Source organism: Nonomuraea ferruginea, assembly GCF_039540635.1.
In the GTDB taxonomy this organism is placed as follows: Bacteria; Actinomycetota; Actinomycetes; order Streptosporangiales; family Streptosporangiaceae; genus Nonomuraea; species Nonomuraea ferruginea.
In genome coordinates this window covers 1-12,898 of sequence record NZ_BAABFD010000035.1, presented here as the reverse complement: position 1 = coordinate 12,898, position 12,898 = coordinate 1, and the positions used below count along the sequence as shown (strand labels likewise).

General features: G+C 70.6%; 11 protein-coding genes and 1 rRNA gene. All 12 read right to left on the bottom strand.

Features of this window, described 5'->3' with window-relative positions:
* Window positions 1-14: 14 nt before the first annotated feature.
* Window positions 15-767: a TIGR03936 family radical SAM-associated protein gene (locus ABD999_RS41845; protein ID WP_261808373.1), complete on the bottom strand. Its 753-nt coding sequence runs from the start codon at window positions 765-767 to the stop codon at window positions 15-17.
* A 166-nt stretch (window positions 768-933) separates the two neighbouring features.
* Window positions 934-2,844 carry a TIGR03960 family B12-binding radical SAM protein gene (locus ABD999_RS41840; RefSeq protein ID WP_148029975.1) on the bottom strand — a complete coding sequence of 637 codons (1,911 nt, stop codon included), beginning with the start codon at window positions 2,842-2,844 and terminating at the stop codon, window positions 934-936.
* Between the two features lie 28 nt (window positions 2,845-2,872).
* Window positions 2,873-4,039: a rod shape-determining protein RodA gene (gene rodA, locus ABD999_RS41835; protein WP_219548655.1), complete on the bottom strand. Its 1,167-nt coding sequence runs from the start codon at window positions 4,037-4,039 to the stop codon at window positions 2,873-2,875.
* Window positions 4,036-6,072 (bottom strand): penicillin-binding protein 2, encoded by a 2,037-nt coding sequence (gene mrdA / locus ABD999_RS41830; RefSeq protein WP_271279043.1) that lies wholly within the window; start codon window positions 6,070-6,072, stop codon window positions 4,036-4,038. The genes rodA and mrdA overlap by 4 nt, the downstream gene beginning before the upstream one ends.
* Window positions 6,073-6,077: 5 nt before the next feature.
* The gene (gene mreD / locus ABD999_RS41825) at window positions 6,078-6,542 is read right to left on the bottom strand and encodes a rod shape-determining protein MreD (protein WP_271279039.1); all 465 of its coding nucleotides are present in this window, start codon (window positions 6,540-6,542) and stop codon (window positions 6,078-6,080) included.
* Window positions 6,539-7,417, bottom strand: coding sequence for a rod shape-determining protein MreC (mreC, locus tag ABD999_RS41820; RefSeq protein WP_271279040.1), 879 nt, complete (start codon window positions 7,415-7,417; stop codon window positions 6,539-6,541). Before mreC ends, mreD begins: the two co-directional genes overlap by 4 nt.
* Window positions 7,417-8,448 carry a rod shape-determining protein gene (gene mreB / locus ABD999_RS41815; RefSeq protein WP_219552595.1) on the bottom strand — a complete coding sequence of 344 codons (1,032 nt, stop codon included), beginning with the start codon at window positions 8,446-8,448 and terminating at the stop codon, window positions 7,417-7,419. Before mreB ends, mreC begins: the two co-directional genes overlap by 1 nt.
* Window positions 8,449-8,722: 274 nt before the next feature.
* The gene (gene ndk, locus ABD999_RS41810) at window positions 8,723-9,133 is read right to left on the bottom strand and encodes a nucleoside-diphosphate kinase (protein ID WP_148029969.1); all 411 of its coding nucleotides are present in this window, start codon (window positions 9,131-9,133) and stop codon (window positions 8,723-8,725) included.
* Between the two features lie 136 nt (window positions 9,134-9,269).
* A complete protein-coding gene (locus ABD999_RS41805) occupies window positions 9,270-10,751 on the bottom strand; it encodes a hypothetical protein (protein ID WP_271279041.1) in 1,482 nt (493 codons plus the stop codon).
* Window positions 10,752-10,762: 11 nt separating this feature from the next.
* Window positions 10,763-11,113, bottom strand: a complete 351-nt coding sequence (locus ABD999_RS41800; protein ID WP_219552603.1) for a DUF4233 domain-containing protein — start codon at window positions 11,111-11,113, stop codon at window positions 10,763-10,765.
* On the bottom strand, window positions 11,113-12,435 hold the full coding sequence (locus tag ABD999_RS41795) for a bifunctional folylpolyglutamate synthase/dihydrofolate synthase (protein WP_271279042.1): 1,323 nt from the start codon (window positions 12,433-12,435) through the stop codon (window positions 11,113-11,115). The genes ABD999_RS41800 and ABD999_RS41795 overlap by 1 nt, the downstream gene beginning before the upstream one ends.
* Before the next feature lie 364 nt (window positions 12,436-12,799).
* Window positions 12,800-12,898, bottom strand: a 5S ribosomal RNA gene (rrf, locus tag ABD999_RS41790); the annotation flags it as partial.

Genomic DNA, 12,898 nt, shown 5'->3' with positions numbered 1-12,898 from the left:
ATGGGGCGCTCCCCTTAACCGGCGACGTGCTCACCCGCCGGTCCCGCCTCGCCGCCGCGCGTCGTATCGCGGTCCAGGTCGAGCGGGTCGGCAAGTGCACCGGTGCCGGCGTCGAGTGGCCCCTGCGCCAGCCTGGTCACCTCGGGGGGGACCGGCGGCGCGAAGTCGGCCACAAGGCGCAGCCCTGTGAGCACATCGTCGGGTCGAACGGCAGGAGTCATGTGCCGAACAACCATGCGCAGTATGACACACGACTGTCCGGGCACCTGAGCTGCTGTTCTCCCTGTTCCCTCCGGCACCGTGAGCCTCAGCACGGCCTCGCGCGCGTCGAAGCGCCGCGGCCCCTTCTTGGTGAGGCGCTCAACCTCCACGTGGCCGGCCGCGAGGAACTTCTGCACCGCCTCTTCGGCGTGCTCGCGGTCGGCGCCGGGCAGCCGCACCTCCCACTCGGAGACCTCCAGGCGGTCGGCCAGCGCGCCGGGGCCGGCCTCGACGACGTCGAGCACGTCAAGGCCCGGCGGCAGCGATCCGTCGAGGTCGGTCTTGACCTGCCGGGGATCGCACGGCGTGGTGACGCCGATCTCGAGGTATTCGGCTTCGCTGGCAACGCCGGTCGGCGCTGCTCCCGCGTAGGAGATCTTCGGATGTGGCGAGAAGCCCGCACTGTAGGCCACCGGAATACCGGCACGACGGACCGCACGCTCGACGGCCCGCGAGATGTCGCGGTGGCTGGTGAAGCGCAGGCGTCCGCGCTTGGCGTAGCGCACACGCAGGCGCTGCACCGTGGGCGCGGGCGGTGGCCCGTCGGGAACAGGTTTCAGTGCCTTGTCGTCCTTCCCTTGTAAGAGTTTCTTCTCTCAGGATAAGCCGCCCGGGCACCCGCGTGTACAGGATCATGTACGGCGAGACACCGGCCGCGCACCCGGCGCGTCGTCAGACGACCGTGAGCGGAAGGAGTTTGCGGCCCGTCGGACCGATCTGAATCTCGGTGCCCATGGTGGGGCAGACGCCGCAGTCGTAGCACGGGGTCCAGCGGCAGTCTTCGACCTCGCCGCCCGAGACGGCGTCCTGCCAGTCCTGCCAGAGCCACTCGCGGTCGAGCCCGGCGTCGAGGTGGTCCCAGGGCAGGACCTCGTTCTCCTCGCGCTCGCGCGTGGTGTACCAGTCGACGTCGACGCCGGCCCGCTCGGCGGCGGCCATCCATCGTTCGTAGGAGAAGTGCTCGCTCCAGCCGTCGAAGCGGCCGCCGTCTTCCCAGACCGCGCGGATGACGGCGCCGACCCGGCGGTCGCCGCGCGACAGCAGGCCCTCCACGATGGACGGCTTGCCGTCGTGGTAGCGGTAGCCGATGGCCCGGCCGTACTCCTTGTCGCGGCGCAGCGAGTCGCGCAGCGCCTTGAGCCGCCGGTCGACGGTCTCGTGGTCGGCCTGGCCCGCCCACTGGAACGGGGTGTGCGGCTTGGGCACGAAGCCGCCGATGGAGACGGTGCAGCGGATGTCGCGCGACCCGGTGGCCTCGCGGCCCGCCTTGATGACCTTCTTGGCCAGGTCGGCGATGCCGAGCACGTCCTCGTCGGTCTCGGTGGGCAGCCCGCACATGAAGTAGAGCTTCACCTGCCGCCAGCCCTGGGAGTAGGCGGCGGTGACGGTGCGGATGAGGTCTTCCTCGGTGACCATCTTGTTGATCACCTTGCGCATGCGCTCGGAGCCGCCCTCGGGGGCGAAGGTGAGGCCGGAGCGCCGCCCGTTGCGGGAGAACTCGTTGGCCAGGTCGATGTTGAACGCGTCGACCCGGGTCGAGGGCAGCGACAGCGAGGTGTTGGTGCCTTCGTAGCGGTCGGCCAGGCCCTTTGCCAGGTCGCCGATCTCGCTGTGGTCGGCGGACGACAGCGACAGCAGCCCGACCTCGTTGAAGCCGGACTCCTCGATGCCCTGCTTCACCATGGCGCCGACCGTGGTGATCGACCGCTCCCGCACCGGACGGGTGATCATGCCGGCCTGGCAGAACCGGCAGCCGCGGGTGCAGCCGCGGAAGATCTCCACGCTGAAGCGTTCGTGCACGGTCTCGGCCAGCGGCACCAGCGGCTTCTTCGGGTAGGGCCACTCGTCGAGGTCCATGACGGTGTGCTTGTGGACCCGCCACGGCACGTCGGGACGGTTGGGCGCGACCCGCTTGATGCGGCCGTCGGGGTGGTAGTCGACGTCGTAGAACTTGGGCACGTAGACGCCGCCGGACTCGGCCAGGCGCATGAGCAGCTCGTCGCGCCCGCCGGGTCTGCCCTCGTCCTTCCACTCGCGGATGACCTCGGTGATGGCGATCGCGATCTGCTCGCCGTCGCCGAGCACGGCCGCGTCGAGGAAGTCGGCGATCGGCTCGGGGTTGAAGGCTGCGTGGCCGCCCGCGAGCACGATCGGGTCGTCGTCGCCGCGCTCGGCGGCCACGAGCGGGATCCCGGCCAGGTCGAGCGCGGTCAGCATGTTGGTGTAGCCGAGCTCGGTCGAGAAGGAGACGCCGAACACGTCGAACGCGCGCACCGGCCGGTGGGCGTCGACGGTGAACTGCGGCACGCCCTCGGCCCGCATGAGCGCCTCGAGATCCGGCCAGACCGCGTAGGTGCGCTCGGCCAGGGTCGCGGGCAGCTCGTTGAGGATCTCGTACAGGATGGCCACGCCCTGGTTGGGCAGCCCCACCTCGTAGGCGTCGGGGTACATCAGCGCCCAGCGCACGTCGGCGGAGTCCCACTCCTTGACCGTCGAGTTGAGCTCACCCCCGACGTACTGGATCGGCTTCTGCACCTTGGGCAGCAGCGGTTCCAGGCGAGGGAAAATCGACTCCGCAGTCATACGACCCAGGGTAGCGGCGCCTGGCCGTTCAGCCGAACGCACGCTGCCTCACGTGGATGGCCTGCAGCAACCCGACCCCGATGAGGTTGGCGAAGGTGGAGGTGCCGCCGTAGGAGACGAACGGCAGCGGCAGCCCGGTGATGGGCATGATGCCGATGGTCATGCCGACGTTCACGAACATCTGGAAGGTGAACCAGCACACGATCGTGCCCGCCATCAGCGTGCCGAACCGGTCCTTGCAGTGCCGCGCGATCCACAGCCCGCGCAGCAGCACCAGGCCGAGCAGCGCCACCAGGGTGACCGAGCCGAGGAAGCCGAACTCCTCGCCCGCCACGGTGAAGATGAAGTCGGTGTGCTGCTCCGGCACGAACCGGCCGGTGGTCTGCCCGCCCCCGAGCAGCCCTTTGCCGAACAGCTGCCCGGAGCCGATCGCGATCAGCGACTGGGTGCTGTTGTAGCCGACGCCGCGCGGGTCGACGCTCGGATCGACGAACGCGGTGAACCGGGCCACCTGGTACGGCTCCAGCACGTCGAAGAAGAAGACGCAGAAGATCCCGGCGGCGCCGATGAGCGTGAACAGGGCGATCAGCCGCTTGCGCACCCCAGAGATGATCATGGCGGAGGCCGTGACGGCGGCCAGCACGAGCGCGGTGCCGAGGTCGGGCTGGAGCATCACCAGCACCAGCGTGATCCCGGCGGCCACCAGCGCCAGCAGCACGTCCAGGCCGCGCGGCCGGTCGGTGCCCTCGACCGGCTGGGCCAGCAGCATGGACGTGATCAGCACCAGGCCGACCTTGGCGAACTCCGACGGCTGCACCGCGAATCCGCCGCCGAGCAGGATCCACGAGTGGGACCCGTTGATGGTCGCGCCCAGAGGAGTCAGCACGAGCCCCAGCCCGACGAGCGAGACCAGGTAGACCACCGGCGCGTACGCCCGCACCGCCCGGTAGTCGGTCATCGCGACCGCGAGGCACAGAGCCACCCCGATCACCTGGTTCAACAGGTGCTTCCACAGCAGCCCTGTGGAGCCGGGCGCCCACGTCCGCGTGGACGACCAGACGAGCAGGGAGCCGAGGACCAGCAGCGCGGCCACGGCGACCAGCATCACCACGTCCAGCCGCCACACCGCCGACTCCGGCCCGAACACCCTGCGGGTGAACGGCCGCCGCCCCGCCGCCAGCGCACCACCGGTCATCCTGGCACCACCGTCCCGTCGGGCCGGAACGTCGGCAGCTCCGACACCGGCTTGCCATCCCGCACCGCGGCCGGCCGTTTGATGCCGAAGATGCCCTCGTAGATCTCACGGGCGGCGGGAGCGGCGGTCTCCGCGCCGAACCCGCCCTGGGAGACCATGACGACCACGACGAACCGCGGGTTACGGGTCGGCGCGAACGAGGCGAACCAGGAGGTGTCCTGCTTGCCCCACACCTCCGCCGTGCCCGTCTTGCCGCCGATCGTCACCTGGTCCATGGGGAAACCGGCGAAGGCCCCGGCCGCGGTGCCGTCGGAGGGGACCTGGCTGAGCGCGTTCTTGATGTAGCGCCGTTCCTTCTCCGTCACCGGGAGCCTGCCGACGACAGGCACGGGAATGGTCTTGACCACCTTCCCGTCCGGCCGCACCATCGCCCAGCCGATCCGCGGGCTGCGCACCTTGCCGTCGGTGGCGAGCGCCGCGTACGCGCGAGCCAGCTGCAGCGGCGTCACCAGCACGTCCCCCTGACCGATGCTGAAGTTGGCCGAGTCGCCCGGCCGCAGGATGAACCCCTCGGCGCAGTTCTCGTGCGCCAGCCGCTTGAGGAACGCCGCCCGGGCGCCGTCCTTGACCTCGGGATAGCCGGTCTGCGCCCGCTTGCAGTTCTCGCCGCTGGTCAGCGCCCAGCTCTCCTTCTTCCAGCGGCGGTCGGGGATGCGCCCGTGCGACTCGCCCGGCAGGTCGACACCGGTGGGCGCGCCGAACCCGAACTTCCTGGCGGTGTTGGCGAACACCTCGGCGACGTGCTTCTTCGGCGTCCGCCCGCCGTCCTTCAGGTACTGGTCGTACGCGGCCTTGTAGAAGATCGTGTCGCACGACTTCACCAGCGCCGTGTGCAGGGTGAGCGTGCCGAGCGGGATGCCGCGGAAGCCGTTGAAGGCACGGTCGCCGATCATGACGGAGCCGGGGCAGCTGTACTGGCCGTCGAGCGGGTATCCGGCCCGCAGCATCGAGGCCACGGACGACACCTTGAACGTCGAGCCGGGCGCGAACTGGCCGTTGATCGCCCGCGACGTCAGCGGCTTGCCGGACTTCTCCGACAGCAGGTGGCGGTAGGTGCGCGCGGAGATGCCGCCCGCCCACACGGACGGGTTGTAACCGGGCGCGCTGGACATCGCGAGCACCCGCGAGGTGCGCGCGTCGAGCACCACCGCCGCGCCCCCGTCGGCGGCCGGCGCGGACTTCATCGCCTTCTGCAGCGCCCGCTCGGTGACCGCCTGGATGCGCGCGTCGATGCTGGTCACCAGGTGGTGGCCGGCGACGGACGGCACCTCCTTCTCCACCCCGAGCGGCTTGCCCATCCGGTCGACCTGCACCCTGCGGATGCCGGCCTTGCCGCGCAGCTCCTCGTCGTAGAAGTACTCCAGGCCGTCGCGCCCGGCCAGGTCGACGCCCGAGAAGGTGGCCTTCAGCCCGACCCGCTTCTCCAGCTCGGCCTCGGTCACCGGGGACAGGTAGCCGAACATCTGCGCCCCGGCCTCACCCAGGGGATACTCCCTGATGGCCTGGATCTCCGCCGACACCGCGGGGAACTTCTCCTGCTGCTCCAGGATCTGCAGCGCCTCGCGGGTGTCGACCTTCTCGTCGAGCGGCACGGGTTGGTACGGGGAGCCGGTCCAGCACGGCTTGGGCACGTCGGGGCCGCAGGGCGTGATCCGCCTCTGCAGCTGCGAGACGGGCCGGCTGAGCACCTCCGACAGCTTGCCCAGCACCTTGACCCCGCTGTCGCGCATCCGCACCAGCCTGTTGCGGTCGACCGAGACGACCAGCCGGGACTTGTTGCGCACCAGCGGGCGGCCCGAGGAGTCGAGGATCTGTCCGCGCACCGCGGGCACGATGACGGTCCTGGTGCGGGTCTCGGTCGCCCGGTTGACGAACTCGGGGCCGCGTACGACCTGCACCTGCCAGAGCCGCACGGCGAGCGCCGCGAGCAGCACCAGCACGAGCACCTGCACCACGAGCAGCCGGGTCCGCATGCGGTTCACAGCAGGTGCCTCTCCCGCGCGCCACGCGAAGCCAGCCAGACCACCACGGGGGCGACGATGAGCGTGCAGGCCACGGTCACCGGGACCTGCTGGGTGAGCGTCGAGACCGTGACCCGCGGGTCGGACAGCAGCCCGCTCACGGCCGCGGCCAGCAGCGGCGCGAGCAGCACGCACAGCACGACGGTGACGACCTTGTTGCCCACGCCCCGCCCGGCCAGATAGCCCACCAGCGCGAACACGAACGCGTACAGCCCCGCCACGTGCGCCGTCGGCGGCGCGAGATCGACGAGCAGCCCAGCCCCGAACCCGAGCACCGCCCCGGCGGCGGGCCCGCGCGCCAGGGCGGCCCCCACGACCGCCAGCAGCACCAGGTCGGGCGCTCCCCCGGCCGGCAGGCGCAGCCGGTTCACCAGGACGAACTGCACCAGCAGCGCCACCACCACGGCCACGACAGCCGTCATCGCGTCCCCTCCCTCCGCGGCAGCACCGCGTCTCTCGGGTCGCGCGCGGGCGGCTGCACCACCACGCCGACCACGTCCAGCGCGGTCATGTCCGCGTACGGGCGCGCGTACGCGGTCCTCGTCAGCTCGCCCGACGCCGGCTCCACCCGCTCGACCACCCCGATCGGCACCCCCGGCACGTACGGCGCGCCCCGGTGCGAGCCGAAGCTGACCAGGCGCGAGCCCCGCAGCACGGGCGCCGTCGCGTCGAGAAGCTGGAAGCGCAGCAGCCGGCCGTGTTCTCCCACGCCGTGCACCACGCCGATCTCCCGGCCCTGCTCCAGGCGGGCGCCGGCCGCCGAGGCGGGATCGCTGAGCAGCACCACGCTCGACGTGCGCGGGCTCGCGTGCACGACCCGGCCGACCAGCCCGTCGCCGTTGATCACGGTCATGTCGGCACGGACGCCGTCGTCGGTGCCGGCGTCGAGTTCGACCGCCTCCTCGAACCCCGGCTGGCCGCGCCTGGCGATCACGTTGGCCGGCACCACCTTGTAGCCGCCGAACGAGGCCAGCCCGAGCATCCGCTTCAGCTCCGCGGACCGCATCGTGTCGACCTTGCCGGCGGCCAGGTCGGCACGGAGCCGCGCGTTCTCGCGGCGGAGCCTGGCGATGCTCTCCTGGGCGGCGGGAGCCCCGGCGAGGGCCTCGACGAATCCGGTGACCGGCCCGAACACCGTCGCCCCCGCCTGCTCGGCCGTACCGAACACCCACGAGCCGGCCGCGCGCAGCGGCTCCAGCGGCGAGCTCTCCCCCGCCCTGTGGTCGACGGTCAGGATGACCAGCGCCGCCGCCAGAAGAGTTCCCAGGATCAGCCGTGCCTGGCGCGAGTCCCTCATCAGCGCCGCGACTCCGGAACCAGGACCTGCTGCAGCGCCTCGAAGTCCTCCACGCACCGGCCGGTGCCCAGCGCGACCGAGTCGAGGGCGTTCTCCACCAGGTGTACGGGCATGCCCGTTTCCTGCCTGAGCCGTTCGTCCAGTCCCTTGAGCAGCGCGCCGCCGCCGGTCAGGGCCAGCCCTCGGTCCATCAGGTCGCCGGACAGCTCCGGCGGGCACAGGTCGAGAGTCGACCTGACCGCGTCGGCGATGGCGTTGACCGGCTCCTCGATGGCCTTGCGGATCTCCTCGGCCGACACGATGATCGTCTTCGGCATGCCGCTGACCAGGTCACGGCCGCGCACCTCGGCGTGCGCCTCCTCGCCGTCGGCCCAGGCCGAGCCGATCGTCATCTTGATCTCCTCGGCGGTGCGCTCGCCGAGCATGAGCGAGAACTCCTTCTTGACGTACGTGATCACCGCCTGGTCCAGCTCGTCGCCGCCGACTCTGATGGACTTGCTGGTGACCACGCCGCCCATGGAGATGATCGCCACCTCGGTGGTGCCGCCGCCGATGTCGACGACCATGTTGCCGGTGGGCTCGTGCACCGGCAGCCCGGCCCCGATCGCCGCCGCCATCGGCTCCTCGACGATGTAGACCTTGCGCGCCCCAGCCTGGTAGCCCGCCTCCTTGACGGCCCGCTGCTCGACGCCGGTGATGCCGCTGGGCACCGCGATGATGATGCGCGGTTTGGAGAGATGGCGGCGTTTATGCGCGCGTTGGAGGAAATATCGCAACATCCGCTCGGTGACCTCGAAGTCCGCGATCACCCCGTCCTTGAGCGGGCGGACCGCCACGATGTTGCCGGGCGTACGGCCGATCATGCGTTTGGCCTCGATGCCCACGGCGACGATCTTCTCCGTGGCGGTGTTGATGGCGACGACCGACGGCTCGCTGAGCACGATGCCGCGGCCGCGCACGTACACCAGCGTGTTGGCGGTACCGAGGTCGACCGCCATGTCACGGCCGAGAAAGGCGAGCTTGCTACCCATGGGGAACGGAGCCTTCCCGTGACGTTCGCAAAGGACTAAGGACTCACGACCGAATCCAATGCCGCTATGACTACGGACTGAATTCGAATCGTAACGTGACGTACCCACCTGTCCGCACACTGAGCCCGTGCGCCCCACAAAAATCTCAAGTCCCTGCGCGCACCGCGATTTTGCCCGGATTGCGCGCTACCACCCGCGTCCTCGGGTAGGCCCCGTAAACGACGAATGCCCGCGAGGCTTCAGAGCCTGCGGGCACTCGGGCGAACCGTGGACCTCAGAACCGGTCGGGGAAGAAGATCTTGATCTCCCGCGCGGCCGACTCGGGCGAGTCGGAGCCGTGGACGACGTTCTCGCCGATCTCCAGGGCGTGGTCGCCGCGGATCGTGCCGGGAGGCGACTTCACCGGATCGGTGAGCCCCGCCAGCGAACGGAACGCCTCGACGGCCCGGTGACCCTCGGCCACCAGCGCCACCAGCGGCCCGGAGGTGATGAACTCGACGAGCTCGCCGAAGAACGGCCTCTCGGAGTGCTCGGCGTAGTGGGCCTTGGCGGTCTCGACGTCGAGGGTGCGCAGGTCCATCGCCACGACCTTGAGGCCCTTGCGCTCCATGCGGGCGATCACGTCACCGATCAGGCCGCGCTTCACCCCATCGGGCTTGATCAGGACAAGAGTGCGCTCGGACACTTCGGGTTCTCCTTCGAACTGGGTCGCGGATGCGGGCTACGAGCACGGCCTGGCCCGGGATGCTCCGCCGCACAGGCCATCGCGAAGCTGCGGCACAGCTTACCGCCCCACGCCGGTCACCTCGTTTCCCGGCGGCTCAGGCCCCGCCCTCGGGCGACTGCGCGGGCGGCGGCACCGGCGGCATCTCACCGCCCCCGCCCGCCTGCCCGTCCTCCGCCGGCGTCGTACGGATCGCCGCACCGGCCCCGCCGTCCGCCGCCGGCGCCCGGCGCGACATGACGGACACCAGGACGATCACGGCCACGGCCAGGAACCCCCCGACCAGCGCCCAAAGATGCAGAACACCGACGTAGCTGTCGACGAACTCCTGCCTCGAACTCTGGTCGAGCAACGTCTTCTGCATCCCGGTGCCCAGAAGGTAGCCGGCCAGCACGCCGGGGAAGCAGAGCGCCAGGCCGAACATGGCCGCCCCCGCCCCCACGTCGGCGAGCGCCGCCGTCAGCGCCACGGACGCGCCGACCGCGAGCAGCGTGAACGGCACGACCAGCACCAGCCCCTCCGCCGAGGGCACCAGCACGCGCACCGAGCACAGCCCGGCGACCATGGCGAGCAGGCCGAGCTGCGTGAGCCACTGGCTGGACGCGGCCGACACGCGCACCGCGACCGCCGCCACCACCCCCAGGACGCCCGCGACGCAGAACGGGACCCACAGCCCCTTCAGCCCCGGCCCGCCCATGCCGCCCATCTCCACATACGTCACCTGGGCGACGCTGGGCAGCAGCACGACGCCGACCGCCACCATGGTGTACGCGAGCGTACGGCTCTCCCGGGCGCCGATGGAGGCCAGGGCGAGCAGTCCCACCATGGCGAGCGCCGCCAGTGTGATCATCAGCCCGCCGTGCCAGTCCTGGCTCGCGGCGCCGATGGCCACGGCCGCCACCCCGGCGGCGGGCACGATCGCGAGCAGGACGCGGCTGCGATCCTCGGGCCGCGGGCCCGGCGTGGACGGCCGCCCGCGCAGCAGCCAGAGCATGAGATACACGGCGGCGAGCGCCAGCGCGATGCCGCTGAGCAGCGGATAGGGCTGCAGCGTGACCCGCCACTCCGTCGCTCCGGCGAGCGGCCAGAGCGCGAGCGCCTGGGCACCGAGCAGGCTGAGGGCCAGCGTGCCGGCCCACAGGCCGCGCAGCCACCGCGGCCGGTCCCACACGGCGACCAGCGTGGCGGGCACGAGCAGCCCGGCGCCGACACCGTGGGCGACCCGCAGCACGCCGACCACGAAGGCCGAGTCCGCGTAGCCGCCGGCCGCGTCGGCGACGGCCAGCAGCGCCAGCCCCGCGACGAGCAGGTGGGCGGCCTTGACCCGGCGCAACGCCATGGCCGCGAGCGGCACGGCCAGCATCATCGCCGGCAGGGCGAGCCCGTGGGCGCGCATGAGCCCGACCCGGTCGATGCCGGCGGGCAGCAGCTCGGCGACGACGGACACGGTATTGGGGATGGCGACGATCGCCAGCGGCAGCGCGGCCACGATGAGCAGACCGAGCACGGCGTCGAGCACCGGCGCCGGACCTGCGTGCGGCTCGGCCTCTGGGGACCGATGAATCGGGGGGACGGCCATGACGCCCGACTTTAGCGGGAAGTCACGCCCTCGACACGGCGAGCGACGATAATCGCGGTGACCCAGAGCGCGGCGAAGATCGTCCCGAGGAAGAACATCGCCGGCACGAGGAACCCCATGGCGATCGCCAGCACCTGCGCCACGCTGCCGAGAACGTAACCGATGGGCCGCTTGAGCAGCCCGGTGGCGATGACGCAGAACACGGCCAGGCCGATGCCGGTGGTCACCGCCAGCGCGGGCGTGATGCCGCCGATGGTGATCATCACCGGCGTTGCGAGGCCGACCACGATCGCCTCCATGCCGAGCACACTCGCGCCCAGCCGCCGCATGCCAGGAGTCACCTGGAAGCCGAGCAAACCCATCACGCACCCTCCGCCTTCAGCAGGACCCGCGCGTCACCCACCGTGACCACCGACCCGGTGATCAGCACGCCGGTGCCGGCGAACTCGCCATCCGCGTCGGCGATGCCGATGGCCTGGTCGATGGCGTCGTCGAGACGCTCGGTGACGTGCACGCGCTCCTCGCCGAAGACGGACTCCGCCAGCGCCCCGAGCTCGGCGGCCGGCATCGAGCGCGGCGACGAGTTACGGGTGACGACGACCTCGGCGACCATCGGCTCCAGCAGCTCCAGCAGCCCTTCGACGTCCTTGTCGGCCATGACCGCCACGACCCCGACGACCTTGGGGAAGTCGAACGCCTCGTGCATCGCGTCGAGCGTCGCCTGCATGCCGCCCGGGTTGTGCGCGGCGTCCAGCACCACCGTGGGGTTGCGCCGCACCACCTCCAGCCTTCCCGGCGAGGACGCCTGCGCGAACGCCGCACGCACCAGCTCGACGTCGAGCGGGTCGTCGCCGCCGGTCAGCGCCTCGACCGCGGCCAGCGCGCAGGCGGCGTTGCTCGCCTGGTAGGCGCCGTAGAGCGGCAGGTAGACGTCGTCGTACACGCCCTTGAGCCCTCGGAAGGTGATCAGCTGCCCGCCGATGGCGACCTCACGGCCGAGCACCCCGAACTCCAGGCCCTCGCGCGCCACCACCGCACCCACGTCGGCGGCCCGCCGCATCAGCACCTCGGCCGCGGCAAGCTCCTGCTGCGCGAACACGGCGGTGGCGCCCGGCTTGATGATGCCGGCCTTCTCCTGGGAGATGCTCGGGATGTCGGGGCCGAGCCTGTCGGTGTGGTCGAGCGAGATCGGCGTCACGACCGCCACCGTGCCGTCGGCGACGTTCGTCGCATCCCAGGAGCCGCCCATGCCCGCCTCGACCACGGCCACGTCCACCGGCGTGTCGGCGAACGCCGCGAACGCCATGGCGGTCAGCAGCTCGAAGAACTGGATGCGCCGACCGCCCTGCGCGTCGGTCAGCTCTACGAAGGGCTCGATCTCCTCATAGACCTGGGCGAAGCGCTCCTCGCTGAGTGGCTCGCCGTCGACGGTGATCCGCTCGCGCATCGACGACAGGTGCGGGCTCGTGAAACGGCCCACCCGGAGGTTGCGCTCCCGCAGCAGGCTCTCGATCAACCTCGCCGTGCTGGTCTTGCCGTTCGTGCCGGCGATGTGTATGACCTGGTAGGCCCGCTGAGGCGAGCCGAGCAGGTCCAGAAGGGCCGCGATCCTGTCGAGCGTCGGCTCGAAATCCCACTCGACGCCGCGCTCCAAGATCGCGCGTTCAACCGCACGAAAGTCCACCCCTCAACCCTACTGACCACCGCGACCCCTTTACTCACAACCCCCCGACGGTGGATCGGACCGAAACGCTCGATCTCGCCTCATTCCGCCTCCTTGACAGGCTGTCATCGACAAACACAAAGGGCCTCGGCGATCACGCCGAGGCCCCAAAAAACAAGAAAAGTCCCGAAGCCATAGCCTCAGGGCTCACCACAAGAAAAGCCCCGAGGGCCGAAGCCTCGGAACCTCCATAAACAAAAAGGCCCGAGGCCGTAGCCTCGGGACTCACCCACAAGAAAAGCCCCCAAGACCGAAGCCTCGAAACCCTCCTAAAACAAGGAAAGGCCCCGACAGAACCTGTCGGGGCCCTTCCCATATGAAAATTGTCCGGCGGTGACCTACTCTCCCACACCCTCCCGAGTGCAGTACCATCGGCGCAGAGAAGCTTAACTTCCGGGTTCGGAATGTAACCGGGTGTTTCCTT